We start from the raw sequence: 20,687 nt of genomic DNA on the forward strand, positions 1-20,687 counted from the left end.
CTCAAGCAGGTGATAGATGCAGCGCCCCCCATCATGTCATCGGCAGCGCACAACCGCGCGACACTAAGCAACCCACAATAATACGGGATAAGCAATAACCACCCCACCCAGCAGCACAACACAGCCGGCATGATACCGGTTCTACACAGGGCAGGGGACGTTAGTTTCGGCAGGAAACATACACAGGGCGCACTGAGCGCCCTGAACAACTTGTCATGAGCCACTCTTAAGCGGTGGTAGGTTCAACAGTGAACCTCGAGGTAAGGCGGGCAGTTTTTCCGGTGAGAACAATAGATGTCTCAGGGGAGTTAAATTCCTTTTTGTACTCGATGTTGACAGGTGGCTGATGGTAGAAGATTAATGCGGATTCACAGCGATCCAAATCACCCTTGGGAAGAGCACCAAAGGAATAGCAGAGCTTCTCTCCTTCATTGAGTTGTGCTTTCCATTTTTCCAATTTTTCATGGTTGGCGAGTCTGGAGTTCACGTCCTCAGCCTGACCTATGTAAATGAGATTGTTTATCGTACCTTTGCCGGTTTCAGTGTTGTGCAGATAGCTATACACACAATAGATACCAGACTCGGTGGGAATGTTCTCTTTTTCTGCATCTGTCCAATAACCATCAAATTCAATTTCATATTTTTTTACCATTACTCTTTTCCTTATGAGACATAGGTTATGACCCAAGATGGCTTGCTTGGTTCGTGCATAGGCTACCTCTTTATGATGTGTTGGTCATTTATGAGTCCTGTGTGCTCGGTCACAGAATGTGTTTTCTATTGAGGCTTGCGGTCATTGTGACCATTAGAGTCAGGGTTGTAAGCGAATAGAGGAGCCAAACGCCGAACGGTGATCCGCTTTTGGTGGCTTGCTATACTGTTCATTCATACAGTAACGCAGAGATTGTCAGCATGTTTGCTCAACCCACTTCCGATGCCCCCTTGTTGGAGCTGCCCCTGTTCCTCTCCCCGGTGGCTTGCGGCTTTCCGTCGCCGGCGCAGGACTACACCGAGCAGACCATCGACCTCAATCAGTTGTGCGTGGCGCATCCGGCGGCCACCTACTTCGTGCGGAGCATGGTCGACTACGGAATCCGCGATGGCGACCTGCTGGTTGTCGACCGCAGCCGCAAGGCGCGCCACGGCAGCGTGGTGGTCGCCGCGGTGGATGGCGAGTTCACGGTGAAGAAACTGCAGCTTGAGCCCACCGTCGCATTGCTTCCTGGCAACCCGGCCTATCGTCCCATCCATTTCAATGATGGGCAGGAGCTGGAGATTTTCGGAGTCGTGGCCTTTGTCGTACACAAGATGGATACCCCATGAACAAGCGCTGCGCCGTCGCCCTGGTCGATGTGAACAATTTCTACGCCAGTTGCGAGCGGCTGTTCCGCCCCGACTTGAAGGGGCGGCCCATCGTGGTGCTCTCTAACAACGATGGCTGCGTGGTGGCCCGCTCGGCAGAGGCCAAGGCGCTGGGCATCAAGATGGGGGTACCGTACTTTCAGATCCGCCAGTTCTTCGAGGCGATGGGCGGGGTCTGGTTCTCCAGCAACTATGCCCTCTATGGTGATATGTCGAACCGGGTGATGACCATTCTGGAGGGGATGGCGCCGGCGGTGGAGGTCTACAGCATCGACGAGGCCTTTATCGAACTGAGCGAGTCCTGGGCGGGCGCCCTGGTGGTTTATGGCCGCCAAGTCCGCGAGCGGGTGCAGCAGTGGACCGGGCTGACCGTGGGGGTCGGCATCGGCCCCACCAAGACGCTCGCCAAGCTCGCCAACTACGCTGCCAAGAAGTGGCCCGCCACCGGCGGCGTGGTGGATCTGCGGGATGAGGCACGGCGCGATCGGCTGATGGCGATCACCCCGGTGGACGAGATATGGGGCATTGGCCGACGGCTCACCGCCAAGCTGGAGGTGCAGGGCATCAAGACCGTGGCCGACCTGGTCGCCGCCGACCCCAAGAACCTGCGCCGCCGCTATGGCGTGGTGGTCGAGCGCACTGTGCAGGAACTGCGCGGCATTCCCTGCGCTGAGCTGGAACAAGAGGCACAGGCCAAGCAGCAGATCATCTGCTCGCGCTCGTTTGGGGAGCGCATCACCCAGATCGGCACCATGCACCAGGCGCTGGCAGGCTACATGGAGCGGGCCGCCGAGAAGCTGCGGGGGGAGGGGATGTGCTGCCGGCATGTGACCCTGTTCATTCGCACCAGCCCGTTCAGCGACCGGGAGCCCTATTACGGCAACCAGGTGAGCACCAAGCTGGCTATGCCCACCCATGACACCCGGGCGCTGCTGGCCCTGATCCCCGAGCTGCTCCCCCGCATCTGGCGCGATGAGCAGCGATACCAGAAAGGGGGCGTTATGTTGGCCGACTTCACCCCCACCAACATGCAGCAGGGCGACCTGTTCGCCGCACAGCAGCAATCCCCGCGCAGCGAGGCGCTGATGCAGGTCATCGACAAGATCAATCATGGGCGGTTGGGGAAGGTTTACTTCGCGGCCCGTGGCCGCGACACCCGGGAGTGGATGATGAAGCGGGAGCAGTTAAGCCCCCGCTATACCACCGCGCTTGACGAACTGCCGGTGGTGAAGTGACTTACTCGATAATATTCTACACCGGTACTCAGGTCTTTGGTGTGGCAACCTTGTCGTTCGTTCACACCTTAAGACTCTCAGCCAAGAGCATGAATCAGTTGGTACTGAAAGTGCTGGAATACAATTGAGTTGGTAGTTCTGGACGGTAATCCTACCAAACACAACTTCAATTTCTAACCCGTGTAAAAATACATCAAATACGGTATGATAGATAATATTTACTTACTAGAGCAATCCTACGATTGCCAAAGGTAGATTATGAATATCTGATGATGGTTAATGATTGGAAAAATCCATTAGAGTAAATTGAAGAGACTTCTCATATGCAATTCGATTCTTCATTCAGTATGAATGCCATAATCCTGATTACTTCTGATCGCCCAGATGATGGTGGTGTAACCAAGCGTTTAGACGAAGACCTGCGGACTATTACTACTGCCTATGAACTTATTTACTATCATGAGGCAGTTTCTAGTAGAGAGCAATTTATCCAGTTCATGGGCAATATAAATTTTTTTGTTGTTAGCAATAATTTAAAACCTGTGATTCATTTTCATATGCATGGTGGAAGTGAATTGGGCTTAGAGATTGGCAATACCAGAGAGTATATATCTTGGTCAGAACTTACTGAAACTCTTAGACAGATAAATATATCTATGTTGAACGAGTTATGTGTCATATCCACAGCGTGTTATGCATTTAACATGATCAATGAGATTACTATCACACAGCCATCACCATACTTTTCCCTTATAGCTTCACATAATGAAGTAAAATATGGTTATATTGATGATTTCGCATCAAAATTTTACAACGCCCTACTGAAATATGGGGATTTGATTATTGCACATGATGAAATTAAAGATGCTTTTGACTTTTATCATAGTGAGAAAATGTTAACGATTTCCCTCGCCAAGTATATACTCCATAATTGTAAAGGTAAGCAAAAGCAAATGAGAAAGGAAGAGTTGATATCTAAAGCCATATCTGGCGGGGTAATTGATACTCCCGACTCACTGAAAGAAATGAGGAGAGTCATAAAGGAATACATTACTCCAAATCAGGAGTTGTTGAATAGATATGTTGATAGCTTTTTGATTGGTAAGAAAATACCTATAACAATTGATGATATAGTTAGTTTGGTGGAGGGAAGCTATAGATTAAGGGGATAACCAAAGGCTAATAATAGTCTCTATCTCGCAGAGTGACGTTGACCCGCGATTTTCAACTTATCAATGAGCTCTGTGTTGGAGAGCTCACTTTTGAGGTATCAACCTAATTGTGGGGAAAAATCTCTAGGAATAGATATCACAGTGCCTCTTTTAGCTGTAGTCGTTTTGTTCATGCATCCACTCCGGTGTGTCCAGCCCCTCCAGCACGCGCCACATCTCTGACTGATAGGGCTCCGGCAATATCTCTATCCAGCGGTGCGCCCCGGCGTGGCCTTGTGCCTCATAGACCTTGCCGCACAGCTCAACCAGCATCCGCCAGTCTGGATCCCCTTGTGGTACCGCGAATTCATCCAGCAGGCTCTGTTCAGCGGGCGGCTGGCCATCGAGCCCCCAATCCGGTTCATTGGGGAGCGATCTAGTCGATTGCAGCTGGCCGTTCTCAAGCCAGAGGCTGAAACCGTCCACCGTGACACTGGCCCCAGCCCGCAAACGGTCGATGGAAAAGGGTGACAAACCCCATTGTTCCCTCATGATCTGCTCTGTGAAGACATCAGGATCTGGCCGCGTACAGTTATTGTCAGAGCTCCAAGGTGCCGGGCTGTCGCCCGTCTTAACCCCAACCCCCCTCGCTGCAGCCTCGGCGGCTTTCCTGGCTTCATGGGTGCCGGCGGGCACAATTTCCCACCCTTGCAGGCGGGTCTTGATGCCCAAGCGAGCGGAGGTAATGCCCATCAGGCGCTTGATGTCTTCGCCATAGCTGTTGGCCTGCTCCTCGATAAGGTGGGCCAGCTTGATGGGGTGTTCGGCGCGGGTCGCCAGTGCGCCACCCATGGCGTGCAGGTAGCAACGAAAGATGCCGTTATCTGCGGCAAAGCGGGCGGCCTCAAAGCGTGGGTCTTGCAGCACTGGCTTGGGTGGGCCCACCAGTTCGGCATGCTTCTTGGCGTTGCTGATGCGGCGCAGCTCGCGCCATACCCCGACCGGGGCGCCGCCGATCTGCTGGAAGGTGCGAATGCCCCACCAACTGGCCCAGGCCACGGCATGCAGGGCGCCCTCATCGGCGGCGGTGCCGGCCTCTTCGTCATCGTCCAGATAGGCGCCGTCGATGTTCTTGGCAATATATTTGGCGATATAGCCCGCGGCATCACCCTTGGCCGGGTCTATCTCTTTCCAGTCGAAGCGGGGAGTAAAGTCGGTAAAGGGTGGGGCGCCCTTGATATCCCGTACCAGCTCGTCGTGGTCATCGGTCAGGGCATAGCGTTGCAGGATACCGATCACCCGGTTGCGATCTTCCGGGCGCATAAATAGCAGCAGGTGCCAGTGCGGGGTGCCGTCGTGGTGAGCCTCGCACACGCGAAATCCATAAACGGGCGCGTTCCACCGCTTGAGGGCCGCCCTGGCGCGGCTCCAGAGTTTGGCCAGATAGACGCAGGTCTCCCGCGGCGTGGCCCCTTGGTATCGCTTGTTTTCTACTGCTTTGCCGTTGTGCTTTTGTGTCCAGGCATGAAAGCGGCTAGGGGCTGTCCAAGTGAAGAAGACCCCCACATGACCCTGCTCCTCGGCATAGTCATTGAACCCCCGCGCACGCACCATCATTTCGTTGCGGCGGTTCACCGGGTTGGCGTTGCTGGCCTCCCAGCAATCCTTCATGGACACGACCAGGTTATACTGCTCGTTGACCACTTCCGACTCGGCCAGCCAGCGCATCATGGCCCGCTTGCGCTCTCGTACCACCTTCATGGTGGCGTTCGATACATAGGCCGACACCCCTTTGCGCACCTTGCCGAGCAGAATGTTGATCTGCTCCTGCAGCCGATCCCAGCAGCGGTTGACGCGCTTCTCCCACCACTTGGCAGAGAGCAGGCGCACCAGCACGCTCAGGATCCAGTTATCCCGCACCTCGTTGGATTTGAACTTGGGCATCTTGCCGATAAAGCCCCACTGATCGGCCGGCTGGCGCATCAGCTCCCAGGTCTGCAGCAGATCCGGCTCGGCGCCCTCTTTGATGTCCTGCTCGATGTTCTTGTAAATGGCTGCGGTCTGGTTGGCGAATTGGTGGGCCACCTTCTTGCGGCCGTCTTCATCGCGCATCTCCCTTGGGTTGACCGGGATGGAGTGGAGCAGCTGGCGCACCCAGCGTGTGCGCTCACGCAGCCAGATATTGGCCGCTCGGCAATGGATGAAACTGCAATCCTTGCGGCGCCGTGCATACTGCTTGAACAGGTCGCGGGTTAACTCGGGGGAGAGGCCATCAAGCAGCTGGATGGCCCACAGCAGATCGTATTGACCGCGTGGGCCGCCGAAAACGGCGTCAAAGTTGACGCCGGGCAGAGAGTTGCAAAGGGTGTTGACGCGCTGCAGCTGTGCTTTTCTCGACAGCGGCAGCCGGGTGGTGAGCTTGGTCATGCGTTAAGCGGATAACGTCTTGATGCGAAACAGGCATCCACTGATGCGCTGCTGGGCATGGTTTTTCATTCGCCGAGCGGCCGCGCACTGACGCAGCAACAGCTTGATGCTGACGTGGGGGCGGGCAGGTAGCTGGCGCGCATGGGCCAGCTCTCGTTGATAAAGACGCAGCCGCGCTGCGTCTTCCCGATAGGCCTCTTGCCAGCGATACATCAGGCTGGTCAGTTCCTGCTGCAGGTGATGGGTCACTTGATCACCTCACCTTGCCCATGGAGTGGCGCGCACTCCTGCCACCACTCGCCGATCTCTTTGGCCAGCGCTGTCGCGCCCTGACCCAGTGCCAGCCAATAGACAGAGCGCACCGCACCGAGCGCCAGCAGCTCCCGAGGGATATCCCGATCGCCTCTGGCCTCACCGCCGGCAGCGATAAACTCAGCGCGAGCTGCCAGCCAGTGGGTGGTCAGCGGGTTGTGTGCGGGGAGTGGTGCGGATTCTTCATCGTCCTCGTCGCCGTCATCATCGAGCAGATCAGCCGGGTTGCTGGTCGCAACCAGCTGCAGCTGGATGTATTGCTGGCCGGAGTAAACCCCGCCCAGGGCGATGCGGTTATCTTCGGCATTGGCGGCGAACATATCGGCCAGCAGCCCCTCGACCACCTTGGGCGCCTGGCGGGCAATCTTGATGATGTCGCTCATTGGCAGGCCCTCCGGTTGATGCTGAGAAACAGCTGATGCCAGCGCAGGGCACGCTGTGCCTGGGCTAACAAGGTTTTACCCTCAGTTCCTCTTAGGCATGAGGAGTGGCGGGCTTTGGCGGTGAGCCGCTGGCGCAGGCGTGGCAACTCGGCCAGCGCCTCCTGCTCGGATATGGGATGGAAGATCTTGCTCATGCCTGCACCTCCGGCGTGGCGATACCGGTCAGCAGCCAATCGACATGGCGCTTCAGCTCCGGGTGGTTGGCGATCAGCAGGAACAGGCCACCACCGATCTCGCGGTATCCCAGCTCGTAGTTCTTGAGCGTGGTGGGCGGAATGCCGAGCAGGGCGGCAAACTTGGGACGGCTCAGTTTCAACTGTTCCCGCAACAGGCGCAGGCGCTTGGCGGCATGGTGATTGAGCAGGTTGATTTGGGTCGGCTGTGCGTTCATGGTCAGGCTCCTTGTTGAGTGGTGCAGGGGTTGATGCGGCTGAACAGAGAAGCCCAAGCCAGTGCGGTTGACCGCTCCATAAGCGCAACCCCGTCGGGGTGTTGGCTAAGACGGGCGCCATAGCGGCCCGTCAGCTTGCGTTGTTGGATGCGAAGGTTGCGCAGGGCGCAGGGGATCGCTAAAGTTGCCATGTCGACTTCCTCATACGTTGTTGATAAGGCCCGCTTGGAGTTGCACCTCCGTAATGCGGGCTTTTTTATTGCCCAATAGGACGTGGGCCTTGCCCGGTCATCTGGCTTGCTGCCAGCACCGCGCGTTTCATGCGCAGCTTTGCTGCTCTCTCTTTTTTCTCCCTCTCGATATCCCGGATAGTTCTGGTGACCGGTGCCGGGTGCCATACCTTGGTGTCACAGCCGCCGCGAAATTCGCTTTGGTACTCCAGTGCAATCACCGCAAGGCGGATCGCTTCGCGCTGCGCATGCGGCAATGCCGACAGCGTGGCGCTCATCAGTTCACCCCGAGGCTGGCGGGCGATGGCACAGATGGCCGCTTTCTTGGCCTGGCTCAGTGCTAGCCAGTCGGTGTCGAGGCTCGAGCGCTTCTTGCCGAACATCTCGCGCAGCAACATGCAGCCGGCGGTGTTCATGGCCACCTGTTCCTCTGGCGTCAGGCCAGCCAAATTGCGTTGTTGATGGTCAATGCGTTGGGTTTGCATGGGTTCCCCCTTACATGGTCATGGTTTGCATCAGGATGTCTGACGCACAGGCCAAGGTCGGCACCGCTTGAAAGCGGGCCTCAATGTCGTGGATCAAGATGGCGAGTGACCCCATGGCCGAGGTGGCCACGCTCACCAAGGTGTTGCGCTCCGAGCGGGTGATCCGGCCGCGGTCGGTCAGCTCCAGCGCTCGCTGACCAATGCTGGCGATCTTGGCGTTCAGATCGATGGCCTGGTGGGGCAGGGAAGGGGCTCGCTCAGCCTGTGGGATGGCCACGGCCGTCAAACCACAGCCAAACAGGGCTCCATCGAACAGGGTTTCATCCCCCTCACTCGCCTGGGTGATGGCAATCAACTCGGCCACCGTCAGCTCATGGGGTTGGTCGGGGTTTAACTTGTTGCGCAGGAGCTGCGGATTCATGCCAACTCGCTGGGCGATCTCGGCCATGTTGTGACTGGCCGCAAAACGTTGGCAGGCGCTGATCCAGTGCGGATGTTTGCTGGCGTATTCGGTAAACATGCTAGGTTCTCCTTGACCCGTTATGGTGTTTGCAGGTTCACGCGAGCGTCATGGTGACGTAGCGCTCAGCCTGATAACGGGCTTTCAGGAACAGGGCGTAAAGATTGACCTCGCGAGGTGCGCCCGGGCCGTCTTGCAAAATGGGCAACTGACCGCGGTCGGCACGCTTTTTGACCGCTTCCAGGCTAATACCTTGGCGGTCGGCGTACTCCTTCAGGCTTTCGCTGACGCGATTACCAAAGGGGTAATCAAGCGGTAATTGGCTTACATCACTGGGGATGCGGATAGGTTTGATTCGAGTAGTCATGATGAATCCTTCTTAGGGGGTTCAAACACAAGGAGTGGGTTGTTGCGGGGTGCTGCGCGAATCGGCCTTTAACTTGCCGCCAGTGAGTACCTCGATCTGGTAGGCGCGGCCTTTGGGAACAAAGTCACTCCACTGAGAAATGGCTTGAGGCTTACAGCCCAGTGCTTGTGCCAATTTGTTAGTGCCACCGAAGTGGTCAATTGCGTCTTTTTTCTTCATCACACTCCACCTTGTAAGGTTTACTTTCGAAAGCAAATGTAAAGCTAGGTGAATCATGATTGCAAGGAAAAACTTACAAAAAAGACAAGAAATTCTACGAAAGCAACTTGTAAGATTGCTTACATGAAAATAAATGAACGCATCAAGCAGACACGTAAGAGACTCGGGTATAGCCAGGAGATTCTTGGCTCACGGGTAGGTGTATCACGCGTTTCCATTAGTCAATGGGAGCGGGGAGAAAACACGCCTAATGGTCGCTATCTCAATGAGTTAGCTGCTGCGTTGGGAGTCACTGTTGATTGGCTCTTGACTGGTGAAGGAGAAGCATCCAGTTCATCTGGGGACCAACGGATACCTGGTTATCACAACGTCGAACCAGCAGTGATTTATCAGGGTAAGCGGATCCCGATTCTGAGCTACGTGCAGGCGGGCAACTGGCGCGAGATGTGCGAGCAAGCCACTGCCTTCGATGGCAATGTCGAATATGTATCGGCAGGTGGCGAGATCGGCCCATACGGCTTTGGCCTGTGGTTACGTGGTGACTCCATGGTGCCACTATTCAAGGAAGGGGATCTCATCATCGTTGATCCTGATGAGTCACCCCAACCAGGGGATTATGTCGTGGCCAAGAACGGCAGCAACGAGGCTACGTTCAAAAAATACCGACCCCGCGGTATCGACGAGAACGGCCAAGAGGTGTTTGAACTGGTCCCCCTCAATGATGATTACCCCACCATGCACTCCGACCGACAGCACATCCAGATCATCGGCGTGATGGTAGAACACAGGTCATATCGAAAAAGACAAACAGGGCGCTAATGCGTCCTGTTATTTTTTAATGCTGAACGATGAGGGAATAACGTGTCAGAGGGAATAAATGAGTGGACACCATCCGAGGCTGGCGAGATCGTTAAGTGTGGATTGGTTATGCCTATCTCGGCTATAGATACATACACTGAAAAGCACTGGGATAACATTAGAGATATTATAAAAGAGTCATTGTCGGGGCTAAATTTTGAAATAAAATTGGTCAGTGACTCGAATGATAGTGGTGTAATTCAAAGCAGGATAGTACAAAATCTATTCGATTCTGATATCGTTATCTGCGACGTTAGCGCGAAAAACCCTAATGTAATGTTCGAGTTGGGGATGCGATTAGCATTTGATAAACCCGTTGTAATTATAAAAGATAGCACGACAACATTTTCTTTTGATATCGCGGTTATCGAGCATTTGGAATATCCTAGAGATTTGCATTATAACTCAATCGTTACATTTAAAGAAAAACTTAGACACAAGGTGCTCGGAACTATTGAAGCATCGGGTAGGCCAGAATATACAACTTTCTTGAAACATTTTGCCATCACGGAAATAGCTAGGATTGAAACGAGGGAAGTCGACCCCTATGAGTTTATAATTCAAAGTTTGGCTGATATCAGGGGAGATATTAGTAATCTGAATAAAAGGTTCTCCGGGGCAGGTAATGTTTTATCAGAGGATGTTATAGATTTAAGTAAGTTAGCGGCTGCAGCTGCTAACGAATTTATTCAAACATCAGGTGAAATCGGAAACTTAACCAGTTTTTTGAATAGCGATATCGTCGCTAACCTAAGAATGCATTATCCAATAGATGATAAAATACTAACACTCGCTTTTAAAAATGAGACTCTAGCATATTTATAATTTGGGGGTAGGTGTGGATAATTTAAAATATATCAGTTTTGCTAGCTTTGATCATAATGATGTGTTTTTTGATTCTCTCAAAATGAAATATGCAGAGTTTAGCGATTGGTTAAATAAAAAAGCTGATAGCAATGAGTTCGCATATGTTCTCTATGGTGATCAGGGCATCGACGGGTTTATGTATTTAAAGATTGAGAATTCGGTTGAGGATGTTTCCCCCCCGCTTCCCCTCGGCCGTCATCTCAAGATCGGTACCTTCAAGTTTAATGCAAGAGGTACCTTGCGAGGACAACGTTTCCTAAAGAAAGCATTTGATTTTGCGATAAGGGAAAGAGTTGATGATATCTATGTAACTGTATTTGCTGAGCACGAGAGCTTAATCGGCATGTTTAAAGCGTACGGTTTTCAGTTGCATGGAATGAAAGAGACTGCGAATGGCACCGAGTGTGTATTTGTGCGAAATTTGCATAATATTACTGGCGATGTAATGAAAGATTATCCGTTGGTCGTCGCTACAGATAAGCAAAAATACATGTTGGGTATTTATCCAGAATTCCATACACGTCTTTTCCCAGACTCCATACTAAAAAATGAAAATGCCAGCATAGTTGAAGATGTTTCTCATGCAAATAGTATTCACAAGGTATATTTATGTGCCATGCGTGGTGTAATGAACATGCATCGTGGTGATGTGATGGTGATATATCGAACCTCTGATAATATGGGGCCAGCTAGGTTTAGAGCTGTAGCTACTTCAGTTTGTGTTATTGAGGAGGTTAAGAGTATTAGAGAATTTTCTTCATTAGAAGAGTTCATTTATTATTGTTCAAAATTTTCTATTTTTACTCAAGATGAGTTGATTTCATTTTATAAAACACAAAGGTATCCATTTATTATCAAATTCACATATAATATAGCTTTTAATAAAAGGCCTAATCGTGCTACTCTAATAGAAGATGTTGGTCTAAATGAAAGTGACTATTGGGGGTTCATGTCATTGAGTGACACCCAGTTCGCTCGAATTGTTCAGTTAGGTGAAGTAGATGAAGGTCTTGTTATCAATTAAGCCTGAATATGTTGAAAAGATTTTTGATGGAACGAAGAAGTTTGAGTTCCGTAAGAATCTATTTAAACGCGATGGGATAAAATCTGTCGTGATTTACTCAACTATGCCAGTAGGCCGTGTAGTCGGTGAGTTTGACGTGTCAGAGCTCATTGCTGATCTTCCCGAAATTGTATGGGAGAAAACTCACTCCTATGCAGGAATTGATAAAAAATTCTTTGACAGCTACTACGACAACCGTCAACGGGCAGTTGCAATTGGAATTGGCAATGTTCGTCGTTATGAACAGCCGATGCCTCTTGTTGAGCTTGGAATCGGCTCTACGCCACCACAATCATATCGTTATCTGTGATGAACCAAGAGGCCGCGTTATCGCGGCCTCTGTTTTTCGGTAATCCACTAATCCAAGTTCCCTTCATAATCACTGCCACTGACTTGATCGACCTAGAGAGATTGTCTTGTTAGTTTCATCTAAAGTGCCCAACACTTGCCTCAATAACAGTACCAATCTCCTCTAGTCCCCACATGTATGCAGCTGCCTCAGGTAAACACTACTAACCATCACTCTATGCTGTATAAAATAACAGTGTTTTGATGGGGGAGTTATGACGGTGAGAGTTCAGTGGTTGGGAGCTATGTGGATGTGTGCGTCGTGGGGATGGCTGAGTGCCCACCGTTATACGGAGGGACGATGAGTATCAAGTCTATTCCCGAAGGTTACTTGGTCGATATCCGTCCGCAGGGGAGGGAGGGCAAGCGGATCCGCAAGCGCTTCAAGACCAAGTCCGAAGCCCAGCAGTTCGAGCGCTGGGTAATAGCCACCGAACACAACAAAGAGTGGGTGGAGCGGCCAGCAGATAACCGGACGCTCTCCGAGCTAATCGAGCTCTGGTGGCGCTACCATGGTCAGACGCTGAAGTCGGGGGTACATGCCATTACCCGATTGCGCAAATTGGATGCGGCGTTGGGTTATCCTCAAGCTCGGCAAATAAACCGCCTGTTGTTTGCTGAGTATCGGGCGCAGCGCCTGCAGGCCGGTTGCCAGCCCAGTACGCTCAACTGGGAGCAGGATAGGCTCAGCGGCGTCTTTTCGGTGTTGATCGCATTGGGGCACTACCACAACGAGCACCCGCTTAAAGGGTTGAAAAAGGTCAAACAGGTAGACCGAGCTATGGGGTATCTCACCCATGAGGAGATTGGTCGCCTGCTGGCAGCATTGACTGGTGACAACCTGAAAGTGGTCAAGTTGTGTTTGGCCACCGGTGCCCGCTGGAGCGAGGCGACAGGACTGCGGCGGGATGATGTGATTGCCAGCCGGGTTACCTACATCAACACTAAGAACGGCAAGAACAGGACTGTACCCATCTCGGCCGCACTGGCGAAGGAGATCACCCAGGGTATTCACCGTGGCCTGTTATTCAAAGACGTTGACTATCTGCTGGTGCGTGACGTGATCAAGCAAGTTGCCCCAGATCTGCCAGCAGGACAGGCGGTGCATGTGCTGCGCCATACGTTCGCTTCTCACTTCATGATGGCGGGTGGCAATATCCTGGCCCTACAAAAAATTCTTGGGCATCAGAACATTCATCAGACGATGACCTATGCCCACTTTGCACCGGATTATCTCAATGACGCGGTCCGCTTTAACCCGCTGGAAAACCATCTTCAACCAGCTTGATCTTCCCCGAGAATGGGCCGAAAAAAGTGTCCACATTTTGCCAACTTTGGTGTCTTTTCACGTCCCAAAGTGTCCCCTTGTGTGGCACTTAACTCCTTGATTTAAATGTAAATTATTGAAGTAAAAGAAATAAAAATGGCAGCCGAGGCTGCCATTTTTATTGATGTCTTATGTCGTTCTGGTTCAGGAGGTCTTGCGATCCTGATCCGGCTCGAACTGATGGCCCGATTTCTCCAGCTCCAGGTTCTCTTCGGAGCGTTTGCCCACCCAGTAATCGGCGTTCTTGATGCCGAGCTTCTCCGGGTGGAATACGGGGTCAATCCCTTGTGCCTGCTGCGCTTCATAATCCTTCAGGCAGGTGAAGGCGGTCTTTTGCAGCAGCAGAATGGCGATGATGTTGAGCCAGGCCATCAGGCCAACCCCGATATCACCCATGCCCCACGCCAGATCTGCCGTCTTGACGGTGCCGTAGACAGTGGCAGCCATCAGCGCAATCTTCAGCAAGAAGGTGAGCCAGGGGCGATTTATCTTGCGGTTGATGTAGGCGATGTTGGTTTCGGCGATGTAGTAGTAGGCAACGATGGTGGTGAACGCGAAGAAGAACAGCGCGATGGCCACGAAAATGCTGCCAAAGCCCGGCATCATGCTCTCCATGGCGGTCTGCACATAGCCCGGGCCTGCTGCGATACCGGCAATACCTGTGTAGATGGCGGCGCCGTCCGGCCCTTGTACGTTATAGAGACCGGTGATCAGCAGCATAAAGCCGGTGGCGGAGCAGACGAACAGGGTGTCGATATAGACGGAGAACGCCTGCACCAAACCCTGCTTGGCCGGGTGACTCACTGCCGCCGCAGAGGAGGCGTGCGGCCCGGTACCCTGACCCGCTTCGTTGGAGTAGACCCCGCGTTTTACCCCCCACATGATGGCCAGACCCAAAATGGCACCGAAACCGGCATCCAGACCGAAGGCGCTCTTCCAGATCAGCAGGATCACGCCCGGCAGCTGGCCGATATTGAGGGCGATGATGACGCAAGCCACGATGATGTAACCCAGCGCCATAAAGGGCACCACGGTACTGGCAAAGCTGGCGATACGCTTGACGCCGCCGAAGATAATAAAGCCGAGCAGCAGCGCCAAACCGGCGGCAGTGACGTTCGGATCGATATTAAAGGCGGTCTGCAGGCTGGAGCCGATGGAGTTGGCCTGCACGCCCGGCAGCAGCACGCCGCAGGCGAAGACGGTAGCGATGGCGAAGGTCCAGGCGTACCACTTCATGCCAAGCCCTTTCTCGATATAGAAGGCCGGGCCGCCGCGGTATTCACCGTTGATCTTCTCTTTGTAAACCTGCCCCAGGGTGGACTCCACGAAGGCGGAGCTGGCGCCGAGGAAGGCGACCATCCACATCCAGAACAGGGCGCCCGGGCCACCGAAGGTGATGGCGGTGGCCACACCGGCGATGTTACCGGTACCCACACGACCGGCCAGGGTCATAGCCAGCGCCTGGAAGGAGGAGACACCGGCATCGGTGCTCTTGCCATCAAACATCAGGCGCACCATCTCTTTGATATGACGCAGTTGCAAAAAACGGGTACGCAGGGAGAAGTAAAGACCGACCCCCAGACACAGGTAGATGAGCGCAGGGCTCCAGATTACACCATTGATGGCATTGACGATTTCATTCATGTACAACAACTCCTTTGTTGTGTTTGTGGCGCTGTCTTGGCGAGATCTTGGCCTCGCTCTCTGTCACTGTTTTTGGCCCTGTTTGTTAACAATCCAGTTAACAAATGAGCGCGAGGTTGAGGGGTTAAGCAGAGCGCAAACACGCGCCATGCATGGCTTGTAACATATCGAGTTGTATCGGTGCTTCCCAGCGAAAAATGTTGCCTTGTTGCAAATTTGTGAATTGACAAGGGTGGGGGGATAATGGCAGGCAGCGTTTTCTATGAGTAAAGATGAGATCCTCCTTGTTGATCTGCGCCAGACAATGTGACGGGCGTAACACAATGGAAAGCAAACATGAGGCCAACAATGAAAAATGCCCCTGAGACGTTGACGATCCGTCCCCCTGAGGCCGACGACGGGAGCGCCATCGCCCACCTGTTCACCCAATTGGGGTATCCTGCCGAAGGCGCTGACGTGACGGCGCGCCTGTTGACGCCGGATCCCGCGAGCGTTGTGCTGCTCGCCTCCCAAGGCGACAAGGTGGCCGGCGTGCTGGTGTGGCACAAGCTGGCACCGCTGCATGTTGCACCAGCTTGGGGCCTGATCTCGGCGCTGGTTGTCGATGAAGGGGCAAGAGGGGCGGGAGTGGGCGCAGCCTTGCTCAAGGGCGCCGAAGCGATGGCGCGGGCCGCAGGTTGCGCCCAGCTCGAGCTATCCAGTAGCCTCAAGCGCGAGGCGGCCCACCGTTTCTATCTGGCGCAGGATTATCAGGAGCGGCCGAAACGGTTCGTTAAACTGTTGTGACCTGTTGTTTGCATCAAAAGAAGGAGTAGGCGTGCTGGGATGGTTCAAATGGCTGGGTGGTCGCCCGCAAGCGCCCATGAGTGAGGATGAGTTGGCACTGTGGCGTCAAGCGCTGGCGGCTGTGCCCATCTTGCTGGGGCTCAGCGACACCGAGCAGACAACGCTTATCGGGTTGGGGCAACAGCTGCTCAAGCGCAAGACCCTGACCCTGATCGGGGTAGAGCTCAGCCGCCGTCAACAGGCGGTGCTGGCGCTGCAGGCGGCGTTGCCTATTCTGCACCTCGGCCTTGACTGGTATCGTGGCTTTCACGAAATCATCATCATTCCCGAGCCTGTGACCCGGCGTCAGGAGGTGCAGGATGAGTTCGGGCTGGTGAGCGAGTTTGAAGAGGAGAACGCCGGTGAATCCTGGCCGCAAGGGCCGCTGGTGCTGGCCTGGAGCGAACTGCAGCAGGATGGTGACTGGGACGGCTTTAATCTGGTGATCCACGAGCTGGCTCACAAACTCGATATGCTGGGCGGTGAGGCGGACGGTGCGCCGCCGTTGCCGGGGCCGATGAGCAGCCAGCTGTGGCAACAGGCCTTTCAGAGCGCCTTCGATGCGCTCTGCCAACAACTCGACCGGGATGAGGTAACCGCCATCGATCCCTATGCGGCCGAACATCCCGCGGAGTTTTTCGCCGTCAGCTGCGAGTGTTTCTTTACCGATCCGCTGCGGCTGCAGCAGGTTTATCCCGCGGTATACCGGCAACTGAGCCAGTTCTTTAGCCAGGATCCCGCACTGCGTTTCCCCGCAACCCGCTTGCTGGCGGGGGACACAAGGTCACTTGCCTGATAACAGATCTGTTGAACGGTTATTCGAAATAGCAAAACCCCATATTGTCGGGGTTTTGCTATTTATGGCTATCAATTGCCGCGCTTCGCTTGCCATCCTGTAAGAAGCGTAAAACGCAACATACGGTTTCGCTCCGGACATACTCAAAGAAATGGCATGTTATAGCTCCACGTTCTTCTTTTTCCGTCTGTAGATGTAAGTGACAAGAAATATCGAAAAGATGAAACACAAGGGAGTAATTAAATAAAGGATAACATCAAAATAGTATGCGGCATATGTTTCGCCAACATAGTGCCCATTCAGTATATATTCTTCATATAAATGAAATAGTGGCTTGGTGATTGTGAGTATCGAGAGGAATAATAATGCCAAAAAAATGAGAGTTACTACAACAATACGCATCATACTGAAACATCCTCCAAAATAAATATCGATATATGTTTAAGTTTACACATCACAGTCTCAACTGGGAAATCAACATTTATCACTTCAGTTTTTTGCCATGTGAGAAATGAAGTTTTCTTTTTATAACAGTGACTTACATTTTTATCTCTCGCAGGAAAATATTTACAAAATACGATTTTTTGTAAAAGAGTGCACTCTATGAAGCTCGCCTTCAACAAGAAAATCCTAGATGCAACACACCCTGATAGGGGGCTATTTCTGGAATGTATTTTTGCAAAGAAATTATCTCACGGAGCGTATGAGCGCGGTTTCCGTGAGGCTGTTCTCTCCGTAGGTCTTCCTACTCGTTCGTACGCTGCTTGGGTGTTTGAAGTAACTTACTTTTCAAGCGCTGAGTATGTCAATAAACGATATTATTCAGATCTCGTAAGTGTGAGGGGGAGACCTAAAATTTAGTGAGATATTAGTTTCAGGTAGCTTTGAGATAGGAATCTCTGAGATAAAGATGAACGAACAGTGAACACATCACTGTTTAGGCTAAAGATTACTCTTGATTAAAATAATGAATAGCTATCTTACAATAGGTGGTGAGGTTTATTTTTGAGGCTCTCGGCGACTTTCAATCTCTTTAGATACTCTGTCTTTTTGAATGGAGAATAATTTCCCTGGGAGCTTGAATGAATATATGAAAGCAACTGAAGATAAAAACAATATCGCATACTCCATATATACTTTAGCTGCTTGAATATGAGAGGAAAATTCAAAACCCCAAATGGATATTGTTTTTATGACCTCAATGCCATCCACAAAAAATAGTTTGTATATGAATATACATAACAGTGTAATTAAATAGGCATACAACAGATTTTTTGTACTGTGAAGGCTGCGGAATGTATTTTTAGAGGCTGACTCTGCAATTCTCCATGAGCCTGTTGGAAGTGATGACGGATCTCCAATCAATGCAATGACACCAACAAGGAAACCCGCCAATATAGAATATATATTCACCAATACATCTAAAGATGATTCTTTCACCAATGGTTGAAATGCATAAGAAAAAAGACCACTGACCACAATCGAGAGTAGCAAGAATAAAGTCTTTCTAACGTACTGATGCCATTCAGCCATTAATGCTCCAGTATCCTTTCCCTATCATATCGTACCAATACGTCAACCAGTTTATTCCACATATCATCTCGCTGAACTGATTTTCCATGCGCTTTTACCAAAACTTTATTCCTTAGGACAATTTCATCATGAGTAATCTTTTTGTCCGTTTTGGTTACTATAGTATACCCTGAAAGATCTGTCTCTGCCAAAGCTGCTGCCGCGTCTTTCAGTCTATCTGCACCGACCCGTGCGTTTTCAGATTTTACTTTACCATTGTGTGTCAGTGTTATTCTGGCACTAAGGTTTTCATTATCTAAAATGGCTTGCGGATCATCATCATCCTTTAAAGAATCCAGCATAGATGATGCCATATTCATTATCTTAGAAACAACACCATTAACTTTATATTCTGGATTCACTCTCTTGATATAATCGAAAGAGGAAAGATACGCACTGGCATTAATTAAAATGCTTTTCACGCCATCTCTGTGAATTGTATTAACAATGTTTATGTCGGCTATTTGCTGTATATCCAGCCGAGAAGCTTCATCTCTAAAGCCTGCTTTCCCTATGAGGTTTTTAATAAAGTCGCTAATTTTGGGGTGCCGAAATGAATCAGTTGGACTTAAAATGACATGGTCACCAAATAGGCAAATGAAACCTTCACCATCCAAATACTCTTGATGTAAAGGGGCATCGTGAATATCTACGTTAATCTCTACATCTTGCTCTGACGGTTTGGGTATTGTATTCGCTGCAGCACCTGCCTCATAAAGACCAACAGATAGCAGAGTACAATCAAAGTCTCCCCCCATTAAAGGCACTCGTCTGATACTATGCTTCATTCCTACGCTATTTTTGTTGTTGCCAGCATAAAAAGTTCTATTTGCTGACAAAGGAAGACGTTGCCATGCTTGATTAACCATGTGCTCTAGAGAATGTTTGATAACAAAATCATCTACACACATATAACTAGCTCTGAGGTAATAAATCGTACGGTTTCTTTTTTCTGCTTGTTTGCTCGCCATTAGCTATCCCTAACATTTTGTAAATGCATGATTCATGAGTTTTGATTGAAACTCTATCATGGGATAGTAGGTTGATGAAAGATTAGATTATAGATTTGTCATTAGTTATCAACCGATTACACCTTAGATAGTTCGGCTTGGTTTTATGTATTTCCACTGCACCTTTTATTTTTCCTTATGTTTTCTGCTGGTTGATACTAAGCGTAGAGTTATTACAAGAGCTCCAAGGAGCGCAGCTGGCGCTGCCTGAGGGCAACTTGCTCGGCCCTGTTTCGCTATGCTCGCTCAACCTCTCCACCGTGCCCGCTGCAGGTGTCTCAAGTACCCAGCCATCAAGGCAAGTTGTCTTGATGGACTTGCCAGCGGCCACACCAACCAACCGGATCACCAATTCTCCAAGCTTGCTGTTAATCCGCGGATATGACCGAATCGGAGCGACCAAAAGAGGTTAATGAGGGGAGGGGATAACGAGGGATGCGGCAATATCCAAAGCGGCGAATATTCGGCTGTGGGGCTGAAAAGGAAGAGTGTGTGGCGTATTCGCTGGCAGATCAGCTTTGCGAGATAGTAAAAAGGCACCCGAGGGTGCCTTTTTTACAATTTGAATGGGTTGCCTATCAGGCAGCGGCTTTCAGCTGTACGGCGGCGGCTTTCTTGTGATCGCCGATCGGCATCACGGTGCGGCCGAACTGCTCGTTGATCACGGTGGCCATGGCCAGGTAGATGGCGCTGGCGCCACAGATGATGCCTTCGAAACCGGCGATGGTGCCGATCAGGGTGCTGCCGGTGAAGTCACGGGCGGCCAGCAGGAAGAACAGCACGGTCAGGGAGGCGAACACGAACTGCTTGGCGCGCGGGTAGTTGATGGTGCCAACCAGCATGAACAGGGTGAACATGCCCCACATCAGCAGATACCAACCCATGTAGGCGTGCGGAGTGGCTTCGGCCAGACCCATGGTTGGCATGATCAGCAGGAACACCAGGCTCAGCCAGAACAGGCCGTAGGAGGTGAATGCGGTTACACCGAAGGTGTTGCCACGCTTGTACTCCATGATGCCAGCGATGATCTGGGCGATGCCGCCGTAGCACAGGCCCATGGCCAGGATCATGGCGCTGATGGGGAAGAAACCTGCGTTATGGATGTTCAGCAGGATGGTGGTCATACCGAAACCCATCAGACCCAGAGGGGCAGGGTTGGCCAATTTTTCGCTCACGTGGCGTTCTCCAAAAATAGAGGTGGGGTTAACAAAAGACGCGCGATTTTAGGCAGGCTGCGGCGCGCCCGCAAGGGGGCAAGGGGGATAAATCGTAAAAAAACTACGTGATTATTTGCA

The 20,687-nt window shown here is 51.6% G+C and carries 25 protein-coding genes; 10 read left to right on the top strand and 15 right to left on the bottom strand.

Features of this window, described 5'->3' with window-relative positions; all coding sequences use genetic code 11:
- Positions 1–226: 226 nt before the first annotated feature.
- On the bottom strand, positions 227–652 hold the full coding sequence (locus G5306_RS01885) for a GIY-YIG nuclease family protein (protein WP_421312199.1): 426 nt from the start codon (positions 650–652) through the stop codon (positions 227–229).
- A gap of 260 nt (positions 653–912) precedes the next feature.
- On the opposite strand from G5306_RS01885, the gene umuD reads away from it, so the two are divergent.
- The 3 genes from umuD (at position 913) to G5306_RS01900 (ending at position 3,769) form a co-directional block, all read left to right on the top strand.
- Positions 913–1,323 (top strand): translesion error-prone DNA polymerase V autoproteolytic subunit, encoded by a 411-nt coding sequence (umuD, locus tag G5306_RS01890; RefSeq protein ID WP_421312201.1) that lies wholly within the window; start codon positions 913–915, stop codon positions 1,321–1,323.
- Positions 1,320–2,597 carry a translesion error-prone DNA polymerase V subunit UmuC gene (umuC, locus tag G5306_RS01895; protein WP_421260273.1) on the top strand — a complete coding sequence of 426 codons (1,278 nt, stop codon included), beginning with the start codon at positions 1,320–1,322 and terminating at the stop codon, positions 2,595–2,597. The genes umuD and umuC overlap by 4 nt, the downstream gene beginning before the upstream one ends.
- Before the next feature lie 323 nt (positions 2,598–2,920).
- Positions 2,921–3,769: a hypothetical protein gene (locus tag G5306_RS01900; RefSeq protein ID WP_421312203.1), complete on the top strand. Its 849-nt coding sequence runs from the start codon at positions 2,921–2,923 to the stop codon at positions 3,767–3,769.
- Positions 3,770–3,919: 150 nt separating this feature from the next.
- Here G5306_RS01900 and G5306_RS01905 read toward each other — a convergent pair whose 3' ends face one another.
- From G5306_RS01905 to G5306_RS01950, 10 genes are all read right to left on the bottom strand, one after another.
- A complete protein-coding gene (locus tag G5306_RS01905) occupies positions 3,920–6,175 on the bottom strand; it encodes a replication endonuclease (protein ID WP_421312205.1) in 2,256 nt (751 codons plus the stop codon).
- A gap of 3 nt (positions 6,176–6,178) precedes the next feature.
- Entirely contained in the window at positions 6,179–6,424 is a 246-nt protein-coding gene (locus tag G5306_RS01910) for a hypothetical protein (RefSeq protein WP_075115566.1), read from the bottom strand.
- Complete coding sequence (locus tag G5306_RS01915) at positions 6,421–6,870, bottom strand: hypothetical protein (protein ID WP_234799760.1); 450 nt, start codon at positions 6,868–6,870, stop codon at positions 6,421–6,423. Before G5306_RS01915 ends, G5306_RS01910 begins: the two co-directional genes overlap by 4 nt.
- Positions 6,867–7,064, bottom strand: coding sequence for a hypothetical protein (locus G5306_RS01920; RefSeq protein WP_408774796.1), 198 nt, complete (start codon positions 7,062–7,064; stop codon positions 6,867–6,869). The genes G5306_RS01915 and G5306_RS01920 overlap by 4 nt, the downstream gene beginning before the upstream one ends.
- On the bottom strand, positions 7,061–7,321 hold the full coding sequence (locus tag G5306_RS01925; protein ID WP_421312208.1) for a helix-turn-helix domain-containing protein: 261 nt from the start codon (positions 7,319–7,321) through the stop codon (positions 7,061–7,063). The genes G5306_RS01920 and G5306_RS01925 overlap by 4 nt, the downstream gene beginning before the upstream one ends.
- 2 nt (positions 7,322–7,323) lie before the next feature.
- Positions 7,324–7,512: a hypothetical protein gene (locus tag G5306_RS01930; RefSeq protein WP_041204794.1), complete on the bottom strand. Its 189-nt coding sequence runs from the start codon at positions 7,510–7,512 to the stop codon at positions 7,324–7,326.
- A 65-nt stretch (positions 7,513–7,577) separates the two neighbouring features.
- Complete coding sequence (locus G5306_RS01935; RefSeq protein WP_421312210.1) at positions 7,578–8,036, bottom strand: hypothetical protein; 459 nt, start codon at positions 8,034–8,036, stop codon at positions 7,578–7,580.
- A 10-nt stretch (positions 8,037–8,046) separates the two neighbouring features.
- Positions 8,047–8,556, bottom strand: coding sequence for a phage regulatory CII family protein (locus G5306_RS01940; RefSeq protein ID WP_236345836.1), 510 nt, complete (start codon positions 8,554–8,556; stop codon positions 8,047–8,049).
- Between the two features lie 37 nt (positions 8,557–8,593).
- Positions 8,594–8,863, bottom strand: coding sequence for a DNA-binding protein (locus tag G5306_RS01945; protein WP_108570490.1), 270 nt, complete (start codon positions 8,861–8,863; stop codon positions 8,594–8,596).
- Between the two features lie 21 nt (positions 8,864–8,884).
- Positions 8,885–9,082: a Cro/CI family transcriptional regulator gene (locus G5306_RS01950; protein ID WP_139390533.1), complete on the bottom strand. Its 198-nt coding sequence runs from the start codon at positions 9,080–9,082 to the stop codon at positions 8,885–8,887.
- 123 nt (positions 9,083–9,205) lie between these two features.
- Here G5306_RS01950 and G5306_RS01955 point away from each other — a divergent pair, with 123 nt between their 5' ends.
- The 5 genes from G5306_RS01955 (at position 9,206) to G5306_RS01975 (ending at position 13,506) form a co-directional block, all read left to right on the top strand.
- The gene (locus tag G5306_RS01955; RefSeq protein WP_139390532.1) at positions 9,206–9,901 is read left to right on the top strand and encodes a LexA family protein; all 696 of its coding nucleotides are present in this window, start codon (positions 9,206–9,208) and stop codon (positions 9,899–9,901) included.
- A 108-nt stretch (positions 9,902–10,009) separates the two neighbouring features.
- Complete coding sequence (locus G5306_RS01960; RefSeq protein WP_421312212.1) at positions 10,010–10,765, top strand: hypothetical protein; 756 nt, start codon at positions 10,010–10,012, stop codon at positions 10,763–10,765.
- 13 nt (positions 10,766–10,778) lie between these two features.
- A complete protein-coding gene (locus tag G5306_RS01965; RefSeq protein WP_411599948.1) occupies positions 10,779–11,831 on the top strand; it encodes a hypothetical protein in 1,053 nt (350 codons plus the stop codon).
- A complete protein-coding gene (locus G5306_RS01970; RefSeq protein WP_103260156.1) occupies positions 11,809–12,180 on the top strand; it encodes an ASCH domain-containing protein in 372 nt (123 codons plus the stop codon). Before G5306_RS01965 ends, G5306_RS01970 begins: the two co-directional genes overlap by 23 nt.
- Positions 12,181–12,519: 339 nt before the next feature.
- Positions 12,520–13,506: a phage integrase gene (locus G5306_RS01975; protein ID WP_421312214.1), complete on the top strand. Its 987-nt coding sequence runs from the start codon at positions 12,520–12,522 to the stop codon at positions 13,504–13,506.
- A 183-nt stretch (positions 13,507–13,689) separates the two neighbouring features.
- Here G5306_RS01975 and G5306_RS01980 read toward each other — a convergent pair whose 3' ends face one another.
- Positions 13,690–15,189 (bottom strand): alanine/glycine:cation symporter family protein, encoded by a 1,500-nt coding sequence (locus G5306_RS01980; RefSeq protein ID WP_005336959.1) that lies wholly within the window; start codon positions 15,187–15,189, stop codon positions 13,690–13,692.
- A gap of 348 nt (positions 15,190–15,537) precedes the next feature.
- On the opposite strand from G5306_RS01980, the gene G5306_RS01985 reads away from it, so the two are divergent.
- Positions 15,538–15,975 carry a GNAT family N-acetyltransferase gene (locus G5306_RS01985; RefSeq protein ID WP_421312216.1) on the top strand — a complete coding sequence of 146 codons (438 nt, stop codon included), beginning with the start codon at positions 15,538–15,540 and terminating at the stop codon, positions 15,973–15,975.
- 76 nt (positions 15,976–16,051) lie between these two features.
- Complete coding sequence (locus G5306_RS01990) at positions 16,052–16,810, top strand: zinc-dependent peptidase (protein WP_421312421.1); 759 nt, start codon at positions 16,052–16,054, stop codon at positions 16,808–16,810.
- 999 nt (positions 16,811–17,809) lie between these two features.
- Here the strand turns inward: G5306_RS01990 and G5306_RS01995 are convergent.
- The 3 genes from G5306_RS01995 to G5306_RS02005 form a co-directional block, all read right to left on the bottom strand.
- The gene (locus G5306_RS01995; RefSeq protein WP_421312218.1) at positions 17,810–18,343 is read right to left on the bottom strand and encodes a hypothetical protein; all 534 of its coding nucleotides are present in this window, start codon (positions 18,341–18,343) and stop codon (positions 17,810–17,812) included.
- The gene (locus G5306_RS02000) at positions 18,343–19,353 is read right to left on the bottom strand and encodes a hypothetical protein (protein ID WP_421312220.1); all 1,011 of its coding nucleotides are present in this window, start codon (positions 19,351–19,353) and stop codon (positions 18,343–18,345) included. The genes G5306_RS01995 and G5306_RS02000 overlap by 1 nt, the downstream gene beginning before the upstream one ends.
- Before the next feature lie 617 nt (positions 19,354–19,970).
- A complete protein-coding gene (locus G5306_RS02005) occupies positions 19,971–20,567 on the bottom strand; it encodes an acetate uptake transporter (protein ID WP_005336948.1) in 597 nt (198 codons plus the stop codon).
- Between the last annotated feature and the right edge of the window lie 120 nt (positions 20,568–20,687).

Origin of the sequence: Aeromonas sp. 603404, assembly GCF_049171775.1 — a bacterium.
Taxonomy (GTDB): Bacteria; Pseudomonadota; Gammaproteobacteria; order Enterobacterales; family Aeromonadaceae; genus Aeromonas; species Aeromonas veronii_A.